The organism is Gemmatimonadota bacterium, from assembly GCA_026706845.1.
Lineage (GTDB): Bacteria > Latescibacterota > UBA2968 > UBA2968 > UBA2968 > VXRD01.
This window is the reverse complement of the sequence record JAPOXY010000219.1, coordinates 1-25455: the sequence shown is the minus strand read 5'-3', so window position 1 is coordinate 25455 and position 25455 is coordinate 1. Positions and strand designations below refer to the sequence as shown.

Sequence of the window (25455 nt, the reverse complement as noted above, 5' to 3'; positions counted from 1 at the left end):
ACTCAATTTCAAAGGCATTGCTTTTAATGAGAGTGTTTATTTGCTGTGCCTCTATCTGAAATGGTTTTCTATCGAGTAAATCTCGGGGAGCCATTTGGGAAAGGTCATTCTGAGCCGCTTGACGTGCCTCGCTGTCAAGACAATGCAAAGCCAAACGTGTCATCAAATCGTCGAAACCTTGTGCGGGCACATAAAAAGCTGGTCGCTTATTTGCTCTTGCATGCCGGATCAGATCGGCGATGTGTTCTGGTATCTCGCCATCTTCATACCTACACCAGTAAAGAGTACCCAACCCTTGTCCAGTGTAGGCGGTTTTAAACATTTCCATAACTGACTGATCGCGCCCACTGTATCCAATCACTATCATAGGCGTATTGCGGAGTTCTCTAATAAGAGCCTCTCGGAGCTCTGTCTCTTGTGTTTGTAACTCTTCCTGTGTGTTCTTCAGAGAATCATATCGATAATCTCCGTGCAAAGAAACGCAGACCAATTCCCCTTTAGATGGAATCCGATGTAAACGCTCTTGGCAATCGATACCAACTTCGATTGTCGTAAGGTTGAAATCAGCAGCAGTTCTTGTAGTAAATCCGTCGAAATTGGTTGTCCAGACGGACCGCACTATGTCACCTTGAGCCAAATGTGACAGCAAACGATAGCCCACATGTGGCTTAGCAGAACGTATTCTATCTTGAAAATACGCTCGGCGGTTCTCCATAATTGGATAGCAATGTTCGATATAAAACTCATATTCGTTGGTACTGCCAGCCGATGGAAATATGCCCTGCCGATCCAGCCATTCTTGAATACGACTCTGGACACTGGGAAGGGATAGTTCAGAAAATTGCTCTTCAAGGCCTGGATTATTGGTTACAAAGATACTTCTTTTCCACTCCCATATACATTTTTCGGCAGAGGGAATACCAGAACTAACAGAAGCACCTGCACCAAGAAAAAGTGCATGCTGCGTAGCCCGATTCACACCAACTGAACGAATAAAAGCATCCAGTGGGAGGATTAAATCTTCCTGTTCTTCATGAATATCGGATGCCGTCACGATCAATTCCCTTCGTGAAAGTTGTTATAGGCTGTCTTGCGGCGTTGCCAGGTTTCGTAAATGCCTTTCCACCGACTGAAATCCGTTCGGGTCTCGTCAAAACCGTCGTAGTGCGATAATTTGCCGGCCATTAAAATGTTGTAAAAATCCTGGCTGAGAATCCCGTATTTTTCTTCGTAAAGCGTGAGCCGCCATTCAAGCTGCTTCATCTCAAGGACGAGTTCGTAAAGCTCCATTGTGGTTCTCCTTTTTGGACAGAGAGTAGGGCAATAACAAACTTATTTCAACATACTTGAATGAAACACGACTATAGAATCGGCATTAGCTATCGTCCTCCGGCACTTCTGACATGGCTTTCTTGTATTCGGCAATCCATTGTTCGGCTTCCTCTTTAGTATAGGCTTTGATAATGGCACCGCTGTCTTTCAGAAATTGCTCGATAGAGTCCGCATCCCTTTGGCTTGATGCGTCCGCGAAAATCGCGCCAGACAGATCGGTTTTTGTACCAATCTGGTTCCGGATGCGATCTTCAAAAAATGTAGAGGGTGACCAATTCGTGGAGATAACACCCTCTAAGTGCGTCTCATCAAGAAAAACACCTTGTAGGTGTGCTCCACCAAGAAAAGCACCTTGCAGATGTGCCTTCCGAAGATCGGCTCCCTGCAGATGTGCCCTGTCAAGATCAACCCCTTGTAATCCTGCCTCGCAAAGATCAGCTTTTTGCAGATTTGTAGCGTAAAGATCGGCCCCTTGTAACTGTGCATTGTAAAGATCTGTTCCTTGTAGCCGTGCCATGCTAAGCTCAGTCCCTTGTAGAAGCGTAAACCAGAGCTCAGCCTCTTGTAGATATGCGAGTCTGAGCTTTTTGCAGGTGTGCTTTGACAAGATTGACTCTTTGCAAATGCGCCTCCTCAAGATTAGCTTTTTGCAGGTGTGCCCCAGTCAGAATAGCCCCTTGTAAACGCGCTTTTCTAAGATTAGCCCCATTTAGCCAACTTTCCTGCAAGTTGATTTGGAGATCTTTGAAAATCTCGTGATCCTGCACGAATAGCAATGTCAATAGGCTTTGTACTTCTTCCGAAGGTTTAGATTTGTGCTTTTCTCGATACTCACCTTCACTCGTCGTCTGTCGGATATGGAGACAGAGCATATCCAGTGCTGTCTTTCTCAAATCTTTGCTGTCTTCCGCCAGATGGAAGAGTTCGTAGGCCCCACCCATTCGCACGGAGTCTCTTTCGTGCCCCAGGTGTTCAATGGCGTTTTTCAGACGCTCTTGTCGCAGACCCTGCTCAGTGTTCTGGTTGGCTCTCGCCTGAGCTAGCGCGGCATCTGCTTGAGCGTTCGCAGCATCGGCCTGAGCTTTTGCGGTATCCTCCATCGCCTTAGCGCGCTTGTAGGACATCAGAGCTTGCAAGGCGACCAGTATGCCGCCCATGCCGATTCCAAGAAATGTCAGAATCTTGTTTTTGGCAGTTAAACCTATAAGACCAGAAATGCACTGTTCGACACTCTTGGAGAATATGACGCCCACAAAAACTACCAACAGTATGGCAAGCAGGACGATAAGAGCGATCTGAAAGATCGGAAAAAGATTCTCTTTGATTTTAGAAACGAGATTCATCGCGGATTTCCAAAAAGAATTAAGGATGCTCGGAGGGATCGAACATCCTTTGATGGTTAGCCATAATCAATTCAAGTTGATTATGGAACTTTACTCAACCGGTTTCTTAAAGATGCGTTTGGGAGGCAGTGACACGATGGGGTATCCACATGTCTTCTCTTTTTTCCGAAGATCTTCGCAGATTGCGTGTAAGTCGAACTGGAACCTGGCCGCGTGGGCCTCTCTTATCTTTCTAATTTCTTCAACAATAGGATCTTTCATGCTTCGTCACCATATCCTACTTTAGCTTCTTTCTACAGGACGAAAGTTATTTCGTGAAAGCCACGGATTTTGGATAGTCAAAGGAATCAAAAAACGTTGTTATATTTTCGGCAGGCGTCTTCCAGCGATGGTGGCGCAGGGGTTCGCAATCTTCCTCTTGTACACATTTCTTCAAGCACTTTAACATGTTTTTCGCAATCCCGCTCCCGTCCAAGCTTAGGATATTCGTCCGTCTCGTTCACAGGCTCACCATCCAGATAGGCAAGCCAGGTTTCGATATTGCGTTTAGGAACGAAGATGGCGATTTTGACTTTGTCGCCAGATTCACGCGGCGAAACCCCCTTTTGAGTACAAGCATCATCCAATTGTTTCATCCGCTCCTCAATGCTGTCATTATCACTATCAATCATCACCACAAGAATACCGTTTCGTTTACGCACAGCATCCAGATATGCCGGATAATTATCCTGAACAAATTGATCTCCTGCACCTGCACCGGGCCTCGACCTCGACACAGTATATACCCTCCGATTGCGTTTTTTGAGAAATCTTCGGATAAAAGATTCGTGCTGCTTGTCTTCGCAAAGGACGGTAATTTGGGGACGATTCACGGTGCGAGTCCCTGAGCGTAGAGTTCAGAAATTTTTAACCTGGTATTGTTTTTGACATCCATAATACGCGTATGGCTCTCCGGATCACGCCCCAACCAAACCGCCTTATCGCTGAGAAAATCAATCGCTTCTGGATGGTGAGAAATCAATATGGTCTGAGGCAAGGTGTCACCACAGCCATCCTCCAATTCAGCAAACCATGGTTGCAACTCAGGAAGAGTGACATAGTTATCCGGCTCATCCAAAAACAGAGTGCGTCCAGCATCATCGGCAAAGAGCAAAAAATACAGTACGATCAAAGCACGCTGACCATCTGAAAGATGGTCAAACCGATAGATAGAACTCGATTCTGTATCTGCCGAGAAAAACTCCGCTTGCAACTCTCTGTAATCACTGCCTTTCGGAACAAGTCTCAAACCTGCGAAGCCCGGCAGAACATCGCCTAACTGATCCATTACCTCAAAGATTCGGCGCGGATTCTCTTGTAAGCGTCCCTGATACCACGACGCAAAATTCATACCGCTATCGCTGAGTCTATCGGTGTCAAAATCTGAACCGCTTTTCATGCGTCTTGGCTCTAAAGAGAGCGTCACAAAACGGCGTACTTGATTTCGGAATGCCTGCAATTTCGGATAACCTTCAGCCACTGTTGCCTGTGCTGAGTGTCCCGATTCGAAAGAATATTTTGGCCCCTTGCTGTGATCGTCGTAATAACGCTGTACTTCGCCGTTTTCAAAAACAAAGAGCGGCTTGTCATTGAACAGAAGTTCTTCGCGAGTTACCTGTGCGTAGTGTTTTTCTGGAGCATGCTCAATCACAAGTCGATAAAAATATAGTCCGCCAGAAATGTCAATTTCCAATTCGAAGCGTTGTTCTGGTTTGGTGCTCCAATAAGTGAGATCGGTGGAGAGAAACAATTCGTTGACACCTGCATCGCCGCTAATAAAATCACGCAGTTTCCCAGCAACTTCAAACACAGCCGACTTGCCGCATCCATTTGGTCCGAGGAGCAGCGTCAATTCCTCGAAACGAATCTCAAAGTTGGTCAGGCACTTGTAGTTGTCAATATAAAGGCGTTTGAGCATAGCAATTTAATCCCATAAAATTCGCTGATACTAAAAGCGGAGAACTATAAATATAAAACCTAAAGGCGTGCGTCTCACACCATACCTAAAATAAAGAATGGCATACTTCCATGCAAGGGGTCGCTTCCGTATGGTGCGAAATCAATCGGCGTTGGGACTTTCTGTCTCATTCAGAAAGCCTCAATTCGCCAGATCGAGAATCGTCTCATCCTCAATATTCAACAGACAGCCCACTTCGAGCAGTCGTCCCTGTGAAATCTCCCCGCGCCACCACGCTTCCAGAGCCAGCCAAAGAACCTGCCAATCCAACTCGTGATTTCGAGGCGTTTCATCTCCGGAATCCTCTACATCGGCATAAGCCCTCACAGCGCGCAAATAGCGGTTAGCCTCTTCCGTCTGATCGAGAAGCGTTTCGGTTTGCTCAGCACTCAGAAGATTCAAACCGCGCAACCGCCAAACCGCTGCCGCATAGCTCACTCCAAAGTGCCGGGCTAAAAGCGCTACATCCACATAGTTTATATGCTGTGAACGCGCCGGACTGCGCAACGCACCCTGAATACCCTCTCCAGTAACAGCATCCATCGCCGCTTCCTCGCGACGGACACTTCTTCCCTTACCCAGACTATGCAGAAAATCTCGCACACCCTCTTCGGGCATCAGAAAAGCGGCTGCAAAAGCATTCGCCCGCTGCTCAGTCCTCGTCTTAGCATTATGAGCACTCGTAACAGTAGCCGCCTCATCGCGGTCCATAAGCGCGTGACCGTGTTCATGAGCAAACGAAAACTGCCGACGCACCGGCGCCTGATTGAGATTCGCCAGAACCGCCATACCAAAATCGGGACTACTCAAAAAAAGACCCGAAATTTCATCGGGCAACGGCAAAGTCGCTGTCCAGATATTCTGGCGAGCCAGAGTCTCGGACACATTAACGGGCGCATTGCCCAAATCGAGACGCCGACGCTCCTGCTCGGCCACAAGCTGGCCCTGGGCAATCGCCTGTCCCACCGACCGAGGGGGCGGAAGTTCATAACTGGGTAGAGAAACATCTGTCCCGCGCCCCGTTAATCGTCGAAGTGACGCGCCTTCTCTGAGCAAACGCAAACAACGCCGAGCTTGCTCCTGAACAACCTCGCTCTGCAAACCTGGCTCCGCGCGAAAAAGCGCGACCACTGGATCCTCCTGTTTGAGCGGACTATCCGGATTGACAAACCACTCGACCGAACGCCCGTACAGATCCGCAAGACGGGTCAACTCAAGCGTGGAAACCTGCCGCTGGCCGGATTCCATGAGACTGATCGCAGAACGCTGTAAGCCAAGCACTGTACCGGCAGCCTCCTGAGTAATATGTCGGCTTTCGCGTGCAAATCGCAATCGCTGTCCGATCTCTTCGGAAGTAATAACCATGGCGCACCTCTGAATATTGGGAATATCATTAATAACCGTCTATCCAATATCAGTTTAGATAATCGCACTATATTTGTCAATAATAGAAAATAATTATTTTGATTATCGCACTGTCCCAAAAACGCATTCTTGACATAATAGGCTTTTAAGGACTATATTTCCGAACACTGGACTGGGGGTGGTCCCAGTCGGCAGTTGGTCCTGGGATCTCTCGGGACCTTTCGCTTTTTCAGGGAGATACATAATGGGAAACCTGACGCCTCACCCAATGCTCAGTGACGAACAGATCGAAGCATTCTTCGAAATTGGATTCGTCATCGTACCGGACGTCTTTACGCCGACTGAAATCGAAAAAATGCGAGCAGGATTTGACCGTCTGCAAAAAATAGCCTACGCGCTATCGGAACCCGGGATCCACAAAGGCTCTGATTTTGCCATAGAAAGAAAGGAATCGGGACAGGTCATCATTCATCGCATCTCCTGGTGCGGGGCAGCCGAACCAGTATTACTCGCTTATGGTAAAGATCCCCGCCTGCTCGGCGTGGCGAGCCAGTTGCTGGGCAGCAACGAAATGAACCAGCTAATCAACCAGGCCCACTTCAAAATACCCGGCGACAACGTGGCATTTCCGTGGCATCAGGACAGCGAACATCGCGGATATGGAAAACCCTGGTGGAAGGACGTCAACGGACGCGGCAGCTTTGTCCAGCAAGCCATCGCCATTGACGATGTAACCGAAGAAAGTGGACCTCTGAAATTCATCCCTGGAAGTTGCAAATTGGGACATCTGGGCCTGTTGAGTCGCAGTGAAGAAGAATACCCGGCACTATTCAACCCCGACGACGCTATAACGGGAATCATGAAAGCCGGTAGCGTAGCTCTATTCAACCCATACGTCATCCACGGCAGCGAACCGAACCGCTCGCAGAAATCGCGGCGCATCTTTATAAACGGCTATGCTTACCCCGGCGCCAACTCGAGAACCTATCCAGGAAAGGGTGCTGGCAGGCTCTTAAAGATCGCCAGCTAAGGCATATCCAACTCCGCCTGATTTACAATACCCTTCAGCATACGCTTGAAAATGAGACAGTGAATGGGATAAAGGCCATACCAATAAAGCAACCCGCCCAACCCCAGAGGATCGAAAATAGCTGTCTGCGTTATCTGACTGCCCCCCTCCACGGGCTGGACCTCAAACTGAAGCCATGCCCGACCGGGCACCTTCATCTCTGCCTGCAAGCGCAGAAGGCGATGTTCTTCAAAAGCCTCAACACGCCAGAAATCCAGGGGATCTCCCGGCCGCACATCAACCGGATGCCGTCGCCCTCGCCGCATACCCACCCCGCCCAACAGCAAATCCATAAAACCGCGCAAATACCAGAGCCATGTCGCAAAATACCAGCCCTGATCTCCCCCAATGCGCTGAACAGGAGCAAAAGCTCGGCCGGGTTCCACATTCGCAAAAGCCTGCTGGCGATCAACAAGCCGCGAACCAAAACGCCTTCCACCCCAAAAAGGCTCCTCACCACTTGACGACACCGAATCGCTCCAGCGGGTCTGCGCCATCTCCCGGTCCTCCTCCTCAAGCGCACGAGCCATCGCCTGACGCACATTTAGAGGACGGACGGGAAAAAGCTCGCGCGCACCATCATCTCGAACAACCGTCTCATTGCGCAAACTGTCGATGAGCTTCTTACCCACCCGCGCATAAAGAGGCGTCACCAGTCCCAACCACAAACTGGAAAGACGAGGGCTCAAAAAAGGCACCGGAATCATAAGACGCCGCACACCAATCTGGCGGGCATATTCGCGCATCAACCCGCCGTAGGACACCTGTTCTGGACCCCCAATTTCAAAAACCGCACTACCCTCCGCCTCCACATCCAGACCCCGGATCAAATAGGCAATCACATCCTCAATCGCAATCGGCTGAGTTGGCGTGCGGACCCAGCTCGGCGTAATCATAATCGGCAACTTATTGACCAGACTCCGCACCATCTCAAAAGACAGCGAACCCGAACCAATAATAATAGAAGCGCGAAACTCCAGCGTTTCAGGTCCCTCAGAAGTTAGAATAGCCCCCACCTCCCGGCGACTCGCCAAATGAGAAGAAAGCTGACGATCTCCAACCAGCCCCCCCAAATAAATAACGCGCCGAACCCCTTGCTGCAGCGCGACGCGAGCAAAATTTTGTGCCCCAATGCGGTCCTGCTCCTCAAAATTGGCTCTGGACCCCATAGAATGCACCAGATAGTACGCCGTATCTACCCCCTCCAGAGCAACCCTCAGCGAATCCCGATCCAGCACATCCCCCGCGACAATCTCAGTATCGGAACAAAACCGACCAGCCAGATACTGGGGATTGCGAGCCAGACAACGCACGCGCGCTCCCCTCTCTTCAAGCGCCGGAACCAGCCGCCCACCAACATACCCACTGGCTCCCGTCACCAGCACAAACCCGCCTTTTCCCTTATCCTGAGACATCGCCTGCCTAATGCATATCTATGGACAACACATAACTGAGCAGAGTCACCAAAAGCCACGTCGCCACCAGCACAACCCCAAAAGGACGCTTCATCGCATTGCCCGACACAAAAATGCCGCAACGGAAAACAACGAGAATAAACACCATTGCCGGAAACAAAAATTGGAAAAACTGACCATCGGCTTGCAAACCACCTGGTGTTGCCGCGGCCGAGACACCAGCGACAAAGAGCACATTGAGAATATCTGCGCCAATAATATTGCCAACAGCCAACTCGCCGTGCCCGCGTCTGACAGCGGTAATCGCCGTCACGAGTTCTGGGAGCGACGTGCCAAACGCGACCAGCGTTGCAGAAATAATGTGCTTTGGCACGCCAATTCTCTCTGCCAAAATACTCACACTGGGAATGAGAATCTGAGCTGAAATAACAATAACCGCAATCGCCAGGATCAACTTGACGAGCACGAGGGACGCGTTACTCTCCTCCGCACCGGTTGCATCTTCCTGCTCAGCATCCGACATAGTTGCAGCCCATCGGATCGACTGCCAAATATAAAGTCCCAAAAGTACGACAAAAGCGAACCCGGCAAACTGTGGCAAAACCCCACCCTGGGTAAACAATTTCGCGGGAGAAGCCCACGGAAAACAGGCGAGCACCAGAAGAATACCAGCCCCCACCTGCACATTGGACAACCGCGACGCCAACTGGCGGTTAAGAGGCAAGGGAGCAATCAAAGAAGCCAGACCGATAATGAGACCCGTATCGCAAATAATCGAACCAACGGCATTCCCAAGCGCAAGCCCTGGTTTCCCCTGAATCGCCGAAAACACGGACACCGCTGCTTCCGGCGTCGTCGTACCAATACTCACAATCGTCGCACCGATAACCGCCTTCCCCAGCCCCCAGCGCACCGAAAGCGTCACAGCTTCATCGACGAGCCAATCTGCGCCTTTGCCGAGCGTGTACAGCGTCACCGCAATAATCACAAGCAGGAACGGACTGGCCAACCCCATCACAAGCTCTTCAATCCACTTTTCCATCGCTATCCTTCCCAATCAAATCACAAAAATATCACTCGGACGATCCTGCTCAGCCACGCTCAGGGGAAAAGACCGAATACCCTGACCCTGCAACATATCTGCACACGTCTCTCGCGCCAGATCCGGCCGGTTATTTTTCTGACTCAAATGCGCCAGAACCGCCTGTTTCAAACCCTCTCGCGCCAGATCGCACAACGCCTCGGCCGCCCCATCATTTGACAAATGACCGTGCGTACTATTAATCCTCTGCTTCAAAACCCATGGATAAGGTCCATCCATCAGCATTTGGCGATCGTAATTCGTCTCAATAATCACCAGATCGGCGCGGCGCATATGCTGATAAACCAGCTGTGTCACCGTACCCATATCTGTAGCAACCGTCACATAGGAATGTCCATCTGTCACAGAAAAATTCACGGGATCAGCGGCATCGTGGGGCAATTGGAACGCCTGAAAAGACAGATCGCCAATTGAAAAAGCCTCATCATTTTCAAAAACCCGAATCTTCTCACTCCCCCGAAAAATCTTCTTCGAAGCATTCAAAGTGCCCTCCGTCATCCAAACCGGCAGCCCATATCGCCGCGCCAACACCCCCACCCCCTTAATATGATCGGAATGCTCGTGACTCACCACAACAGCCTGCAAACCCGCTGGATCAAACCCAACACCTCGCAAACGCTCTTCGATCTTCTTACCCGTCAAACCCGCATCGATAAGCACACTTGAAGAACCATTTTGAACACAAATCGAATTGCCACCGCTACCACTTGCCAACAAACAAATCTTCACCTGTAACTCCTTTAATCGCTATTCATTCACAATCCGCGCCACCCAAATACTAATCTCATACAAAACCACGAGCGGCAGCGCCATCAAAACCTGAGACAGGGGATCGGGAGGGGTCAAAATAGCGGCGAGTATAATCCCGAACACAAGCGCATAACGCCGTCCCTTTCGCATCCGATCGCGTGTTGCAATCCCCATCTTAGCCAAAAAAAACGTCAACACGGGCAACTCAAACACTAGGCCAAAAGCAATCAGAAGGCGCAGCACAAAACCGATATACTCCCCAATATCAAACTGCGGCATCACAATCGTATCAGCAGCCATACCAACAAAAAACTTCATCGCCAATGGGATAACCAGCCAGTACGCCAAAACAGCACCAACAACAAAACACACAGTAGCTGAACCAATCACAAACGTCACAAATCGCCGCTCGCTGGCAAACAGACCGGGCGCGACAAACATCCAGATCTGAAAAATCAAAAACGGCAGCGCCAGAATCCCCCCACCCACCAGCGCGATCTGCAACTTGACCATAAACATGCCCATCGGTCTTAAGGTCTGCAATATCATTTTATCTTCCAGTTCGCGGGTAGGGTGGATCAACACATCCAAAATCTCATTGACAAATATCCCGCAAAAAACTGCGCCTATAATAATCGCGGCCAACCCCTTCAAAATGCGCCATCGCAACTCCTCCAGATGATCGAGAAAAGGCATCGGCTTGCCTTCATCGGGCAGATCTTCTTCATAGCGGTCTGGCATAATTGCCGGCACCGTACCTTCAGGCGGTGTAACATCCTCCTCCTCTTGCGGCCTGCGAATAGCAGACACCGCCAATCCCATCAGCGCAATCACGCCGCACAACTGAGAAAACAAATCGCCAAACCGCATATAAAGCGTCTGCTCATTGCTCGGTGCAATAGCCCCCGCCACAACAGCCTCGTGAAACAAACCCGTCTTTTGCTCTTGCCGCCCATAGGGATCGATAAACATCGACACACCCGTATTGGCACAGCGCACTACCCAACGCCTGTTCTCAACAGCCCTGAACGTCGCAATATCCGCGTGTTGATACGGTGCTGACGTACGCCCGTACCATCCATCATTCGTAATCACCACCAAAAACTCGGCACCCCGAACCATCATATTGCGCGCAAGCCAGGGAAACACCGAATCAAAACAAATCATCCCGGAAAACTTTCCACCCGGCACCTCAAAAACCGTAAGCGCCGTCCCACTCTCAAAATCGCCGCTGATATATCCCCCACCGCTCCACCGAAAATCGCGCAAAAACCCGAGCAACCTGGGAAAAGGCGCCCGCTCCCCAAACGGCACCACCTTCACCTTGTCGTAATGCGGCAAATCACCCCCGCCAGGCTCCAACAAAAAAGAAGAATTATAATAGCGATCCCGCTCCGCGGACTCAAAGCGATTCGCCCCCATATACAGATAAATCCCCAGCGAATCGACCAGCGCCTGCACCCGCGCCTGATACGCCTGGTGCGATGCATCATCGCGCTTCAAATACGCCGGCAAAGCCGCCTCTGACCACACAACCAACCGCGCCCCCGACTCCGCAGCCTGAATCGTCAAAGGCTCCAACTTGTTAAAATTGTGATCAAAACCCCAGTAAGACTTCTCAACAGGTGGCACATTTTGCTGCACAATAGCGACCTTCAAATCGCCCTTATCAACCGGCTCTGCCATCCGCCACAAACCAAATCCCGCTGGCAGTACAAAAGCCAGAACCAGAACACCAACCATCAAACCGCGCCGCGCACTTTCCAATGCCTTAAACGCGATCAGATTGACCACCACCACCCAAAACGACACGCCGTAAACCCCAGTCGCCTCTGCAATCTGGATCAAAGGCAAATAATCCACCTGGGTATGCCCAAGCAGCATCCACGGAAAACCCATATCGCCCAGTGTATTAAAATATTCAAACCCCACCCACAAAAAAGGCACCATCCACAACCCCAGCCTGCCAACGCGCGCCATTGCAAACGCCCACAACCACACAAACAGCCCCCGAAAAAGCGACATATACAAAATTGCCCCCGCCATACCCGGGGGGGTAATCCACGCAATCCAATAAACACTCGCACCGTAAAAAACCACACCCTGCAAAAAACCCGCGCCAAAAGCCACGCGCCCACGCAGATTTTCGGCAACGGGAATCAGGGGCAACAAACTGATACAGGCCAAAAAACCGAGCGGCAAAGGAGGAAAAGCCGCTGCCATCAGCAAACCCGACAAAATCGGATACCCGAGCACCAACCGCCAACCCCACGTATTGTCCTGCGCCATACTATCACCTGTGTTCATCTGTGTCTATCTGTGGTTAAAAATCCCTATTGCAAAAAACACAAAGATTACGGAATATAAAGGCGGGTCAAATCTCTGTCAATTGCCATACAAAAAACAAACGGGTCTATAACATGTTACCCGACCTCAATACAGAACTCCAGGCATTGCGCAAACAAAACCTCTACCGCTCGGTGCGATGTGTGGAAACCAGCCAGGAACCCCGCATCCGCATCAAAGGGCGGGAACTCATCCTCTTTTGCTCAAACAACTATCTGGGCCTCGCCAACCACCCCGTCCTCAAAGGTGCAGCCATCGAAGCCCTCAACACCTATGGAAGCAGCACCGTAGCATCGGCACTCATCTCGGGATATATGTCCCCGCATGCCGACCTCGAAAACAGCATGGCACAATTCCTCGGTACAGAATCCGCCATCGCATTTCCCACGGGCTACACCGCCAACCTCGGCGTTATACCCACCCTCATCAACCGCGACGACATCATTTTTAGCGACCAGTTAAACCACCGCAGCATCATCGACAGCTGTCGCCTCTCCCGAGCACAAATCGCCATCTACAACCACTGCGACATCGCCCACCTCGAAACCCAACTCAAAACCTCGTCCGCCCATCGCCGTCGCCTCATCGTCACCGACGGCGTCTTCTCAATGGACGGAGACATCGCCCCACTGCCCGAACTCGTCTCCCTCGCCGAACAACACAACGCCATCCTCATGGTCGATGACGCCCACGCAACCGGCGTGCTCGGACCTGGGGGACGCGGCACCTTCGAACACTTTGGCCTCTCTCCCGAAGCCATCGACATCCACATGACCTCGGGCAGCAAAGCCCTCGGCGCATCCGGCGGTTTCATCTGTGGCAGCCGCGACCTCATCGACCTCATTCGCAACCGCTCGGCAGCGTACATCTACACCACCGCAATGCCGCCTGACGCCTGTACATCCACCACCGCGGCACTCGACCTCATCCAGCGCGACGCCAGCTTTCGCCAGCGCCTGTGGCACAACACCAAAACCATCAGCCAGTATCTTCAAACCCTCGGATTCGACCTCGCGCAATCTCAAACCCATATCATCCCCATACTCATCGGCGACGCCCAGAAAACCGTTGAAATATCCGAACACCTCTACAACCGCGGCATCTACCTCTACGGCATACGCCCCCCCACCGTACCCGAGGGCCAAAGCCGTCTGCGCCTCTCCGTCATGGCAACCCATACCGACGACGACATCGCACAATTATTAGACGCCATGACCGAAGTGCGACACAGTTTTTTTGGAGACCACCATGTCCAACCCCCTCAACCACATCCGAATCGTCCTGGTTGAACCCAAAGAACCCGGCAACATCGGCGCCGTGGCTCGCGCGATGAAAAACACGGGCCTATCGCACCTCTACCTCGTCAACCCCCCCGACCACACCAGCGGCGAAGCCCGCGCAATGGCGCACGGATCGGGCGACATCCTCTACGGTGCAACCGTCGTATCCTCACTGCCCGAAGCACTCGCAGACGTATCGCTTGCCGTGGGCACATCCCATCGCAAACGCCGCGAATTCGACATCGTACACCCGCCCCAAACCGCGACAGACAAACTGTTATCCCTCCCCCAAAACCACAAAGGCGCCATCGTCTTTGGCCGGGAAGAAAACGGACTGACCAACAACGAAATCCAACTGTGCCAGCTAATCTCCCGCATCCCCTCAGCCGTGCGCTACCCCTCCCTCAACCTGTCGCAAGCCACCCTCATCTATGGCTACGAACTCTTTCGCGCAACCCATTCCGAAATCCCCTACAAACCATCAGAACTCGACTTGGCCACGCACCGCGAACTCGAATCCATGTATGACCACATCCAAACTGCACTCGACAAACTCGGCTTTGTCTCGCGGCACCGCCCCCAGACCTTCGTCCGATCCATCCGTCGAATCTTCAGTCGCATCGACATGGAACACCGCGACGTAGCGACCATACACCGCGTCTTCCGCCAGGTCGATCGCTTCATCGCACGGCACGGCCTCGACCCCATCCCACCGCCCGACCAAAAAACAGAGTAATGGGCAATGTGATTATTCATCGGTCTCGCCATTGTCGAGAATTGTCTTGTCATTGCCCGCGAGATAGGTGATAATTAAGGACAGCATCAGTAGGCATTACACGACTACTGGGGTATGGCTGTACTATTTGACACGCAGGAGGACTCAGCAATGGCTACAACCCCCGACTCCCAAAACCTCGAGTTGACAGTTACCGACTTTGGCCCCATTGCCAAAGCAAAAATTGACCTGCGCCCACTAACTGTTTTCGTAGGCCCCAGCAACACCGGCAAATCCTATATGGCCGTTCTGATTTACGCACTACATCAGTTTTTCAATGCCTACTCAGGACGCAAGAGCTTCAGATCCTTTTCACATGTAAAACAGAGACAAAGTCTTGATTTGTCGGAACATGATCTTTCAGGTCTTTATGCCTGGGCAAAAGAAACGCTTTCGGATTTAGAAACCAATGAACCTGAGGAGTCCTGCCCAATTGAATTGCCAGAGTCCGTTGCAACGTTGATACGCCCAATTTTCAACAATGTCGCACATTTAATCGAAGACCTGGAGGGTGAAATCACAAGATGCTTTGGGGTAGGCAAGACTAAAAATTTGGTTCGCCATCCATGTGATAGCGAGACTACATTTTCCTTGCATCACAATATCTCAAGGGAAACCGCACAAAATGATCCTTTAGGTTACAAATTTACAGTGACAGAGCAAAGAACTAAGATAGATGCTTTGATTCCGAATACCATGCCCTTGCAAATGGATATAGAGGATCTCGCAGTCCTTCTATGGAATTGGAACGTCGAATGGCTGACTGAGATGGAGAACATGGAGTTGCGCAAGTTGGGTAGTGCTAAGGCAGCCAATTGGAATGTCGACTGGCTGGCTGAAATGAAGAATAAGGGTGAGGATGAAACGGCTAAACTTGCTTTGATTGAATTGCTTAGAATTCTTGCCAATTCTATTGCTCTTAGTATCGTCGGCCCGTTGGTTCATCCTGCGTATTACCTTCCTGCTGACCGCGCTGGCGTCATGCACGCCCATCAAGTGGCAGTGCGGGGTTTGATTGCAAGCGCATCGCGTATCGGGCTGCGACGTGAATCTCCAATGCCAGTACTCTCTGGGGTTCTCGGCGACTTTCTGGAACAGCTTGTTGAACTGGCCTCTTCAACGCGCTGGGAAGCCCAAGGCAACAATGACCTTGCTTTACGTATGGAACAGGCACTATTGCCGGGAACTGTCCGTGTTGAACGGTCGGAAATTGACTACCCCTCATTTGTCTATCGTCCGGATGGTTGGCAGCGGGACCTCCCTTTGATGAATGCATCATCCATGGTATCAGAGTTGGCTCCGGTAGTGCTGTATCTGCGTCATGTCGTTCGTCCGGGCGACCTATTGATTATTGAGGAGCCCGAGTCTCACCTACATCCGGCGATGCAGGTCGAATTTATTCGCCAACTCGCAGTAGCGGTCAAGTCCGGCATCCGCATTCTCATTACTACACACAGCGAGTGGGTGCTGGAAGAATTGGCGAATCTGGTTCGGTTATCGGAACTCCCCGCTGAGCGTCGTGGGGGAATTGATGATCCCGATGTAGAACTCCGTCCAGAAGAAATAGGTGCGTGGCTTTTCGAGCGAGGATCAAAAAATAGTGGTTCAGTGGTTCGGGAAATGCATCTCGACATTGAGTCAGGAACTTTCTCATCAGGCTTTGGGCTGATTACAGAAGGTCTCTATAACCGATGGGCTGACATTTCCAACCGGATTGAGGAAGAATAATGCCAGCGACGGCCGTAGAAACAGTCCGGCGGAAAACTGATCCACAATGTCACGCAACAACTTGTAGAGATGGTAACTGTTCGCTATCGCTACGTGGAGTACCAGAGCCAAATGTGCTCATCAGCTTAGAACACGAGACAGCACCGGTTGCAGCCAGCGAACCACGCAGCGACTATTTGTTTTTAGGTAGTGACAAAAATAGTGGGCTGTGGGTTGCACCCATAGAACTAACCGAAAGCAAGGCCGATTTCTCAAAGTTCGCGCCACAGCTACGCGCTGGTGCCGCTATCGCGGATAAATTACTTCCGAAAAACATCCCGAAGGTCAAATTTCGTCCCATCGCAGTTCACGGAGGCATTCACCGCAATGAAGTCAACAAATTTCGACAGTCTCGCAACAAAATTTCTTTTCGAGGAAAATCTGTGTTGATTGAACTGACGCGGTGTGGCTCGCCATTGACTAATGCATTGAAAGGCTGAACTAACTCATTGTGACGAGACTTTTTTGCGACGATCAACCCCCAAACCCCAGCGTCTCCAAAAGCGACAGACTCAAACTCTCCATAGCCGGCACTGTACCCACACCCCCCAAAGACGACAGGGCTGCCCAGGTCTCATATCCCCCCTCTTGTGTCAAAGCCTCATCTGTACAAACATACCCGATATACCCGTTCGCGAGACTCACCAGCATCAACGGCGAAGCCGACGTCTGCGCCTTGATCCGAAGGCCAGTCTCCACAAAAATCTCTCCCGGCAACGCCAGAATCGCCGCATCGCCCAACCGGATCGCCTGCACGGGTGCCGTCATCTGTTCGGGCAACGTCGCCAACCGCTGGCACTGCCTGGCATACACACCTACCCGATCCTTCCGCACCGGTTGCCCCACCACCCAGCTGAATGGACCCTCCTCGTAATCGTATCCACCTGCGAGAATCTGTTCGGCAATATCGAGATCCGTCTCTGTAATCACTTTCCTCGAAAATTCCAACGTCCCCGTCACAGCCTCCAATGCCAGTTCCTCATCCAAATCCATCAACTGAATCTCTGTCAAAACATGCCCTGCCAGAACATTTGCCATCCGCCGCGCCCGGGGGTGCCCCCGATCCTGCCAAATCCGCTCGCCACTATAATCGTTATTATTAATTTGTCCAGACGCTGCATTCCACAAAATCGGCACGCAGTTCCCACCCAGATAATGCCGCATCGCATTGAAAAACTGGCCAAAATAATCCGCCGACACCTCCCCGACACTGCCCGTCCCCACATAGTGCAGTGAAAAACTCGCCACCACCGAAATCGGCGTACCATCTACCCCCTCCACATACATCATCGCCAACTCCGGATCGATCTCTCCCATTGGCCGCACGAGATCCGGATTGTTCAAACCCGGATTCATCCGCACGGTCCCATCCTTCATCAGCCAGCGCCGATAAAACGAGATACGATCCTCTATCACACTGGCAAACCCCGCCCGGGCAGGCTGCATTCTCTTAATCGCCAACTCCACGGCATCGGCCACTTTCAGCGGAAGCCATGTCGTATAACCCTCATCTTCACCCATACCCAGGAGATTGCTCACCCCTGCCCCTGAATGCGTATGTGTCGCATTCACCATCACGCACTCGGGAGATATCCCACACCGTTCTTCAATGCGCGCCTTCACTGCATTCGCAATCGCTTCTGGCACCGCGATCAAATCGCAGGTCACCATCGCAATCCTGACATCTCCATTGTCAATCACCAGTGCCTTGGCCAGAAGCTCATCGTGAACATCCTCTCCGTATCGCGGCTGAAAACTTCCCGGCATCGTAACCCCCAGCCAGGGTGTAATATTGGACGTAGCAGCCCCTGCTTGCAATTTCATAACGCTCCTCCCGTATTAGATTTCACATCTTTTTTTATATATAATGGAAACAGGGCGTTTTGTCGAATGAAGCTCAATGCGGTTGACAGTAGTTTCTGTAACGCTTATTCTTTCAAGAACAGGAGGTGGATTCGTGGCTGAATTGACAGAACGCCCGGTGATTGGTGTAACCGTGGGAGATCCTGCGGGGATTGGACCAGAGGTTGTGATCAAAGCGCTGTGTGAACCCGCGCTTTATAAAGATATAAAGCCACTGGTCTTTGCCGACCGATCGGTTTTGGAGCAAACGGTAAAAATGCTGGGTGTGGATATGGACTTACACGCCGTAAACAAGCCGCACAACGGACATTATGAAGCCGGGTGTATCGACTTTATCGACGTTGGGAGTCTGTCTGAGCCAATTGCCTATGGCCAGATCTCTGCCGAAGGCGGTCGGGCGGGATATCAATATCTGGACTGGGCAATTGACGTGGCTCTATCAGGTACCATAGCTGGCCTATCCACAGCGCCACTGAACAAAGAATCATTACAGGCTGCAAAGCTACCTTATATCGACCACACGGCGATGCTCAATGCGCGAGCGGCGTTGCGAGTGCCAATGACGCTGTTTTTGGTAAAAAATTTGAAGATCTTCTTTCTCACCCGACACATTTCCTTTCGGGAAATTCCAGATGCCATTACAAAAGCGGGAATTCTGGAAGCACTGCCCCTGTGCGACCTGTATTTGCGGCAACTGGGAACGGAAACACCGACCATAGCTGTGGCTGGCTTAAACCCACACGGAGGCGAACAGGGTCTGTTTGGACGAGAGGAAATCGAAGTCATCGGTCCCGCTGTAAAAGAAGCGCAAAAACGCGGATGGCGGGTACAGGGACCTGTACCAGCGGACTCGGTATTTCACCTGGCGCTGGAAGGGCGTTACGATGGGGTATTATCGCTTTACCACGACCAGGGGCATATAGCATCCAAAACGCTGGATTTCCACGGAACAGTAAGCCTGACAATGGGACTGAAGTTTCTGCGCACATCAGTAGATCACGGAACCGCCTTTGACATTGCCGGACAGGGAATAGCGTCAGAACGGGGCATGGTAGAAGCAATTCGCGCGGCCGGAAAATATGCGGTGCCGGTACGCGAGCGATTGGAAATGAGTCGATAAAATGCCGTCAAACTACACCATTGCAAAAGAACTGAAGCGCGTGGCGAATTACCGTGAGATATGTGGTGAGGATCCAGCAGATTATCTCAATGCCGCCTGGATGGTCCAGTCGTTTTCACGCGGCAGGCTGGACGAGTTGTACCCGGTTGAAGGCAGGGAGATGCTGGAACGCACAAACGAGTTCAGCGACGAAGTGATAGACACAATCGTCGAAGTCATTGAAGGCAAAGAAGTCTGCGCGTTGCAGGAGCGTCAGGGCGTCCCTTTGACCGTGCTGGAATTGATCGAGATTCGGGGAATCGGTGGCAAAATGGCCAGGCGCCTTTTTAGCGAGCTGGGTGTGGTTGATTTGCAGGGCTTGCGGGCTGTCGTCGTGAACGGACAAATCAGCCAGGTAAAGGGTTTCAGGACAAAGACCATCGAGAAGATCACCGCTTTTCTGGACGAAAAAGGGGTGTAGATTTATTTGTCTGAGGATATATACTTTGTTATATATAATAAGTTACACATCTTGAAAATTCACCTCTCCCTATGAGGACCGCGCTATGGCGACAAAAAAAGAAGACTATTTGGGAATTGAAAACTACAAAGTAGTGGGCACGCGACCGATACGGCACGATGGAACCGATAAAGTAACGGGCCGCGCGGTATATGGTCCAGACTTTCACTTAACCGGATCGCTATACGGCAAAACACTGCGAAGCCCTCATGGGCATGCGCGGATCAAATCCATCGACACCAGCAAAGCCGAAGCACTCCCCGGGGTAAAAGCCATAGTACTCGGAAAAGACCTCGTCCAAAATTACGAAGACAAAGTCTCCGACCTCGGTGAGGGATCCGTAGATCTGCGATTCTTAATTGCCAATGTACTCGCCGGAGACAAAGTCCTCTACGACGGACACGCCATCGCAGCCGTAGCAGCCACCTCTGCACACATCGCAGAAGAGGCATTAAACCTGATCGACGTAGAATACGAAATACTCGAACCCGTCCTGGAAGTCCGCCGCGCAATGGAAAACGACGCACCCTTATTACACGACGACTTAAAAATGAAATCCCTCGGCGAAGAAACGGACCGGGCGAGCAACATCGCAAACCACTTCCAGCACAAACAGGGAAATATAGAAAAAGGATTTGAAGAAGCCGACGTAGTCATAGAGCGGGAATTTGCGACCGGAACAGTACACCAGGGATACATCGAACCACACAACGTAACCGCGCACTGGAGCGAAAACGGAAAGCTCACAATATGGTGTAGCACGCAGGGACCATTTGAAGTGCGGGGTCAGGTCGCCGATGTACTCGGCCTCGAAGTGGGTGACATACGCGTAATCCCGCAGGAAATCGGGGGCGGATTTGGCGGAAAATTCCGCGTATATGAAGAACCAACCGCAGCCCTGCTGGCGCAAAAAACCGGAAAACCCGTCAAAATGGTCATGTCCCGCACAGAAGTATTAAAAGCCACCGGACCAACGCCCGCATCCTACATCACAGTCAAAATGGGCGCAACGCGGGACGGCCTGCTAACGGCGGCACAAGCCTACATGGCGTATGAAGCCGGTGCTTATCCCGGCTCTGCTGTAGGCGCTGGTGCGGGATGTATTTTCTCGCCCTACAGCATCCCAAACTCCCTCATCGACGGCTACGATGTCGTCGTAAACAAACCCCAATCGTCCGCCTACCGCGCGCCCGGCGCGACCAACGCGGCATTTGCATCTGAAACAGTAATAGACGAAATATGCGAACAGATCGGGATGGATCCCCTCGAATTTCGACTGAAAAACGCGTCCAAAGAAGGCACGCGGCGGGCCGATGGACCGGTCTTCTTGCGCATCGGTCAAGAAGAAGTCGTAAAAGCGGCCATGGCGCATCCGCACTACAGCGCGCCCCTTGAAGGACCGAATCGGGGACGCGGCGTCGCCGCCGGATTCTGGTTCAACGGCGGAGGCACATCAACAGTAGTCGCCAGTGTAAACCCGGACGGCACAGTAGCACTCGTCGAAGGCTCGCCCGATATCGGAGGAACGCGCACCTCAGTCGCCATACAATTTGCCGAAGTCCTGAATCTTCCCATCGAAGACATCATGCCAAATGTGACAGACACCGACACCATTGGACAAACCGATGGAACGGGCGGAAGCCGCGTGACATTTGCAACCGGCTGGGCGAGCTATGAAGCCGCTCAAGATGTAAAGCGACAAATGATCGAACGAGCGGCGACATTATGGGAAATATCAAAAGACGACATCGTCTTTGAAGACGGAACTTTCCGCTCCAAATCGGACGCATCCAAATCCATCACATTCAAAGAACTCGCCGCCAAAGCCAATGGCGCAGGTGGCCCCGTAGTAGGACGCGCTGCCGTAAGCGGCAAGCAAGCCGGTCCCGCATTCGCGCTATTAATCGTAGATGTCGAAGTAGATCCAGACACGGGCAAAGTAGATATCTTGCGGGCGACCATCGTCCAGGACGCGGGCAAAGCCATTTATCCCGGCTATGTAGAAGGGCAGATGCAGGGCGGCGTGGTACAGGGAATCGGATGGGCATTGAACGAGGAATTCGTGTACAACGACCAGGGCGTAATGGTCAACGCCTCTTTCCTGGATTATCGGATGCCCACAACACTCGACCTCCCCATGATAGAAACCGTCATCGTAGAAGTGCCCAACCCGGGCCATCCTTATGGCGTGCGGGGCGTGGGCGAAGTGCCCATTGTCCCGCCGCCAGCCGCAGTTGCCAATGCGATTTACCGCGCTGTTGGCATTCGGCTAAACGAGTTGCCAATGTCGCCATCGCGAGTCCTGAAAGCCCTGTGGGAAGCGGATGGCAGCCATGGTCAGGCAGCGGACTGAGCAGATAGGAGAACACAATGGACTGGTTTTCGCAATACGGATTTCTCGGTGCCCTGCTCCTCTCGGGCATCGTTCTCGGAGCAATTCCCGTCGTCCTGCCCCTGATCATATCCCCTCGCGCGCGTGGTCGCAAAAGCCGCGAGACCTACGAATGCGGCATGGACACAATCGGCAGCGCCTGGGTACGCTTCGATATTGCCTATTACCTATTTGCACTCATCTTTGTCGCATTTGAAGTCGATGTACTGTATATTCTTCCCATCGCCGTAATCTACGATTCGGGCACCTACGCCTGGCGCGACTTCATCGAACTAACAATCTTCGTCGGTATTCTTTTTCTCGCCATCATCTACGCCTGGAGCAAAGGCGTTTTGCACTGGAGAAGTCGATAATGGCACAAATAGAACTCCCTCTCGTGAAAAGCGATCCCAAAGACATTGAAGAACTGCGCGAAGAGGTCGGCCCACTGGTACACATGGACCTGCTGGAAAACCTGCTCAATCACGCCCGGTCCCGATCCCTGTGGCCCCTCACATTTGGCCTGGCCTGTTGCGCCATCGAAATGATGGCCGCAGGCGCAGCGCGCTTTGACCTCGACCGCATTGGCGCGGGCGTCTTTCGACCGAGTGCGCGACAAGCCGATGTCATGATCCTCGCAGGCACAATCTCCCGCAAAATGGCACCAGCCATCAAAACGCTCTGGGATCAGATGCCCTCGCCCAAATGGGCCATAGCCATGGGTGGCTGCACCATCGATGGCGGTCCCTTTAAATATCCCGGACAATATGCCATTGTCGAAGGCGCAGACAAAATTGTGCCCGTTGATGTGTACGTACCGGGTTGCCCCCCGCGTCCCGAAGCACTCTTCGCCGCACTGTTCAAACTGGAAGAAAAAATCCGAGCCGGAAAGAAATTCAAGAAATGATCGCCGACAAACTCTCTTCACTCCTGCTCGACGCAACCGAGACCAAATACGACGCGCGTGGCTTTCATGTACAACACACCGCTTCAGCCGACACGCTCCCCCAGATCGCAGATGTCTTCCTATCCGAAAATTTTCACCTCGAAATGATAACCTGTCAGGATCGACGTGAAAACGACAATGCTTTTCGCCTGATCTATCAGTTTAACCAATACGGAACTCCCCAACGGCATATCATCCACGCCGACATAGCGCCCGATGCAGCCGCACCCAGTATTGCCACAATCTTTCCCGCTGCCGACTGGTACGAACGCGAAATTTTCGACATGTATGGCGTCAGCTTTGAAGGCCATCCCGATTTGAAACGCATCTTAATGGAAGAAGATTATTTTGGTCATCCCCTGCTCAAAGACTTCGTCGATCCCCCCAATCCCTATCGCAGCGAGGACGACGCGTCATGAATCGATTTGAGGTCGAACAAGACCCAAAAAGTCGAGATACCTATTATCTCAACATGGGGCCTCAACATCCCTCTACACACGGCGTCATGCGCATCAAATTACACCTGGATGGCGAACGGATAATTTCCGCAGAACCCATCATCGGATATGGACATCGCGCACACGAAAAAATGGCCGAAAACCGCGACTATATCCAGTTCTTGCCCAACCCGAGCCGCGTAGATTACCTCGGCGGCATGATCTACAACGTGGGCTATTGTCAAGCCGTAGAACGCGCGATGGACATTGAAGTGCCAGAACGCGCCGAATACATTCGCATCATCTGCAATGAGCTCAACCGCATCTCCAGCCACCTGCTCTGGCTGGGCACCTTTTTGATGGACCTGGGTGCATTTACCCCATTTCTCTACGCCTTTGACGACCGCGAAAAAATCCTCGACATCCTGGACCGCATCACCGGATCGCGCCTCACCTATTGTTACGCGCGATTTGGCGGCGTCATTCTCGACATCGACGATGTATTCCTCGACAATGTCTCCAGCTTTTGCACCTACTTTGTCGAACGCTTAAAAGAATACGAAAAACTCGTCATCGGCAACGTCATCTTCCGCGAACGCACCATCGGCGTCGGTATCTTCGCGCCCGACCTCGTTCAAAAATACGCCATAACAGGTCCCTGCCTGCGCGCAATGGGCCACGAACACGACGTCCGCAGAGACGAACCCTATGGCATCTACGACCGCTTTGACTTTGACGTGCCCACACAAACAGAAGGCGACTGCTTTGCCCGCACACTCGTTCGCATGGAAGAAATGCGCCAGAGCATTCGCATTATCGAACAAGCCGTAAGCGACATGCCCGACGGCCTCTTTCTCGCAGCCCGGGTGCCCAGACGCATTCGCCCGCCCGAAGGCGATTACTACTTCTGTGTCGAATCACCCCGGGGCAACTTCGGCATGTACATCGCAAGCGATGGCAGCGACATCCCCTTTCGCCTCAAATTGCGAACCCCATCGTTTTCACACATCTCGACCATGCCCGCCGTCATGGCAGGCACCATGCTCGCCGATGCCGTGGCAATCCTCGGCAGCATCGATATTGTCGTTCCCGAAATAGACAGATAACGCACTTATGAAAACAGACGTCATCCAACTCTTTGAAAACCCCTATCTCGCGCTCGGTGTAACCATAGCCGTCATCATGGCCTATTTGAGCGTCAACGCCATCATGTTGATCTGGCTCGAACGCAAACTCAGCGCGCGCATACAGCGCCGCATTGGTCCGCAGCGCGGACCCTTTGGCCTGATGCAACAAATTTTTGACATGGGCAAATTGCTCAGCAAAGAACTCCTCACACCTGAACACGCCAACAAACTGCTCTATGTCATCGCGCCCATCCTGGTCTTTGCGCCCGTCGTCGCCCTCTCGTCCCTCTTTCCCATTACGAGCACCTACATATTCCACGACTTCAACATCGCCATTGTCCTGATTCTCGCCATCAGCGGCATCAACGTAATCGGCATATTCTTAGCAGGCTGGGGATCCAATAACAAGTACGCCCTGCTCGGCGCAGTCCGCTCAGTCGCGCAAAATATCTCCTACGAAATCCCCCTCATCCTATCGGTCATCCCCATCGTCATGATAACCCGCACCATGTCGCTCTACGACATCACCCTCGCACAGGAAACCTATCCCTT

Annotated in this window: 24 protein-coding genes and 1 pseudogene; 13 read left to right on the top strand and 12 right to left on the bottom strand. The window is 51.9% G+C overall.

Translation table 11 applies throughout. The annotated features are described in order from the left end of the window. The 7 genes from OXG87_20010 to OXG87_19980 all read right to left on the bottom strand — a co-directional run. Positions 1-1054 (bottom strand): SIR2 family protein (locus OXG87_20010; GenBank protein ID MCY3871840.1); only part of this gene is annotated, 1054 nt, incomplete at its 3' end. Positions 1055-1056: 2 nt separating this feature from the next. Next, positions 1057-1290, bottom strand: a complete 234-nt coding sequence (locus OXG87_20005) for a hypothetical protein (GenBank protein MCY3871839.1) — start codon at positions 1288-1290, stop codon at positions 1057-1059. A gap of 85 nt (positions 1291-1375) precedes the next feature. Then, on the bottom strand, positions 1376-1939 hold the full coding sequence (locus OXG87_20000; protein MCY3871838.1) for a pentapeptide repeat-containing protein: 564 nt from the start codon (positions 1937-1939) through the stop codon (positions 1376-1378). Next, positions 1887-2675 (bottom strand): pentapeptide repeat-containing protein, encoded by a 789-nt coding sequence (locus OXG87_19995; protein ID MCY3871837.1) that lies wholly within the window; start codon positions 2673-2675, stop codon positions 1887-1889. Before OXG87_19995 ends, OXG87_20000 begins: the two co-directional genes overlap by 53 nt. A gap of 347 nt (positions 2676-3022) precedes the next feature. Next, positions 3023-3376: a hypothetical protein gene (locus OXG87_19990; protein MCY3871836.1), complete on the bottom strand. Its 354-nt coding sequence runs from the start codon at positions 3374-3376 to the stop codon at positions 3023-3025. Between the two features lie 167 nt (positions 3377-3543). Next, positions 3544-4632, bottom strand: a complete 1089-nt coding sequence (locus OXG87_19985; GenBank protein ID MCY3871835.1) for an AAA family ATPase — start codon at positions 4630-4632, stop codon at positions 3544-3546. A 180-nt stretch (positions 4633-4812) separates the two neighbouring features. Continuing rightward, a complete protein-coding gene (locus tag OXG87_19980) occupies positions 4813-6036 on the bottom strand; it encodes an XRE family transcriptional regulator (protein MCY3871834.1) in 1224 nt (407 codons plus the stop codon). A gap of 244 nt (positions 6037-6280) precedes the next feature. Here OXG87_19980 and OXG87_19975 point away from each other — a divergent pair, with 244 nt between their 5' ends. Then, positions 6281-7066 carry a phytanoyl-CoA dioxygenase family protein gene (locus OXG87_19975; protein ID MCY3871833.1) on the top strand — a complete coding sequence of 262 codons (786 nt, stop codon included), beginning with the start codon at positions 6281-6283 and terminating at the stop codon, positions 7064-7066. Here OXG87_19975 and OXG87_19970 read toward each other — a convergent pair. Genes OXG87_19970 through lnt form a run of 4 tightly spaced genes read right to left on the bottom strand, consistent with a single transcriptional unit; the run spans position 7063 to position 12661 of the window. Continuing rightward, entirely contained in the window at positions 7063-8520 is a 1458-nt protein-coding gene (locus OXG87_19970; protein ID MCY3871832.1) for an SDR family oxidoreductase, read from the bottom strand. The genes OXG87_19975 and OXG87_19970 overlap by 4 nt on opposite strands. Before the next feature lie 7 nt (positions 8521-8527). Beyond that, a complete protein-coding gene (locus tag OXG87_19965; protein MCY3871831.1) occupies positions 8528-9562 on the bottom strand; it encodes a sodium:calcium antiporter in 1035 nt (344 codons plus the stop codon). A gap of 15 nt (positions 9563-9577) precedes the next feature. Next, a complete protein-coding gene (locus tag OXG87_19960) occupies positions 9578-10351 on the bottom strand; it encodes an MBL fold metallo-hydrolase (protein ID MCY3871830.1) in 774 nt (257 codons plus the stop codon). Positions 10352-10369: 18 nt separating this feature from the next. Further along, positions 10370-12661 (bottom strand): apolipoprotein N-acyltransferase, encoded by a 2292-nt coding sequence (gene lnt, locus OXG87_19955; protein ID MCY3871829.1) that lies wholly within the window; start codon positions 12659-12661, stop codon positions 10370-10372. 131 nt (positions 12662-12792) lie between these two features. Here lnt and bioF point away from each other — a divergent pair, with 131 nt between their 5' ends. The 4 genes from bioF to OXG87_19935 all read left to right on the top strand — a co-directional run bounded on the left by bioF (position 12793) and on the right by OXG87_19935 (position 16980). Beyond that, positions 12793-14007 carry an 8-amino-7-oxononanoate synthase gene (gene bioF / locus OXG87_19950; GenBank protein ID MCY3871828.1) on the top strand — a complete coding sequence of 405 codons (1215 nt, stop codon included), beginning with the start codon at positions 12793-12795 and terminating at the stop codon, positions 14005-14007. Continuing rightward, on the top strand, positions 13967-14734 hold the full coding sequence (locus OXG87_19945) for an RNA methyltransferase (GenBank protein ID MCY3871827.1): 768 nt from the start codon (positions 13967-13969) through the stop codon (positions 14732-14734). The genes bioF and OXG87_19945 overlap by 41 nt, the downstream gene beginning before the upstream one ends. A 150-nt stretch (positions 14735-14884) precedes the next feature. Then, positions 14885-16501 (top strand): AAA family ATPase, encoded by a 1617-nt coding sequence (locus tag OXG87_19940; GenBank protein ID MCY3871826.1) that lies wholly within the window; start codon positions 14885-14887, stop codon positions 16499-16501. Between the two features lie 113 nt (positions 16502-16614). Then, entirely contained in the window at positions 16615-16980 is a 366-nt protein-coding gene (locus OXG87_19935) for a hypothetical protein (GenBank protein MCY3871825.1), read from the top strand. A gap of 34 nt (positions 16981-17014) precedes the next feature. Here OXG87_19935 and OXG87_19930 read toward each other — a convergent pair whose 3' ends face one another. Continuing rightward, entirely contained in the window at positions 17015-18364 is a 1350-nt protein-coding gene (locus OXG87_19930) for a hypothetical protein (GenBank protein MCY3871824.1), read from the bottom strand. A 133-nt stretch (positions 18365-18497) separates the two neighbouring features. Here OXG87_19930 and pdxA point away from each other — a divergent pair, with 133 nt between their 5' ends. The 8 genes and pseudogenes from pdxA to OXG87_19890 all read left to right on the top strand — a co-directional run. Next, complete coding sequence (pdxA, locus tag OXG87_19925; protein MCY3871823.1) at positions 18498-19523, top strand: 4-hydroxythreonine-4-phosphate dehydrogenase PdxA; 1026 nt, start codon at positions 18498-18500, stop codon at positions 19521-19523. A 1-nt stretch (position 19524) separates the two neighbouring features. Then, positions 19525-19983 (top strand): helix-hairpin-helix domain-containing protein, encoded by a 459-nt coding sequence (locus OXG87_19920; protein ID MCY3871822.1) that lies wholly within the window; start codon positions 19525-19527, stop codon positions 19981-19983. Positions 19984-20068: 85 nt separating this feature from the next. Beyond that, the gene (locus OXG87_19915; GenBank protein MCY3871821.1) at positions 20069-22375 is read left to right on the top strand and encodes a xanthine dehydrogenase family protein molybdopterin-binding subunit; all 2307 of its coding nucleotides are present in this window, start codon (positions 20069-20071) and stop codon (positions 22373-22375) included. A 17-nt stretch (positions 22376-22392) separates the two neighbouring features. Then, positions 22393-22767 carry an NADH-quinone oxidoreductase subunit A gene (locus tag OXG87_19910; protein MCY3871820.1) on the top strand — a complete coding sequence of 125 codons (375 nt, stop codon included), beginning with the start codon at positions 22393-22395 and terminating at the stop codon, positions 22765-22767. Next, on the top strand, positions 22767-23300 hold the full coding sequence (gene nuoB, locus OXG87_19905) for an NADH-quinone oxidoreductase subunit NuoB (GenBank protein MCY3871819.1): 534 nt from the start codon (positions 22767-22769) through the stop codon (positions 23298-23300). The genes OXG87_19910 and nuoB overlap by 1 nt, the downstream gene beginning before the upstream one ends. Then, positions 23297-23713: pseudogene (locus OXG87_19900) on the top strand (NADH-quinone oxidoreductase subunit C). Before nuoB ends, OXG87_19900 begins: the two are co-directional and overlap by 4 nt. Before the next feature lie 41 nt (positions 23714-23754). Next, a complete protein-coding gene (locus tag OXG87_19895) occupies positions 23755-24882 on the top strand; it encodes an NADH-quinone oxidoreductase subunit D (protein MCY3871818.1) in 1128 nt (375 codons plus the stop codon). Between the two features lie 7 nt (positions 24883-24889). Beyond that, the coding region (locus tag OXG87_19890; GenBank protein MCY3871817.1) for an NADH-quinone oxidoreductase subunit H at positions 24890-25455 on the top strand (566 nt) is incomplete at its 3' end.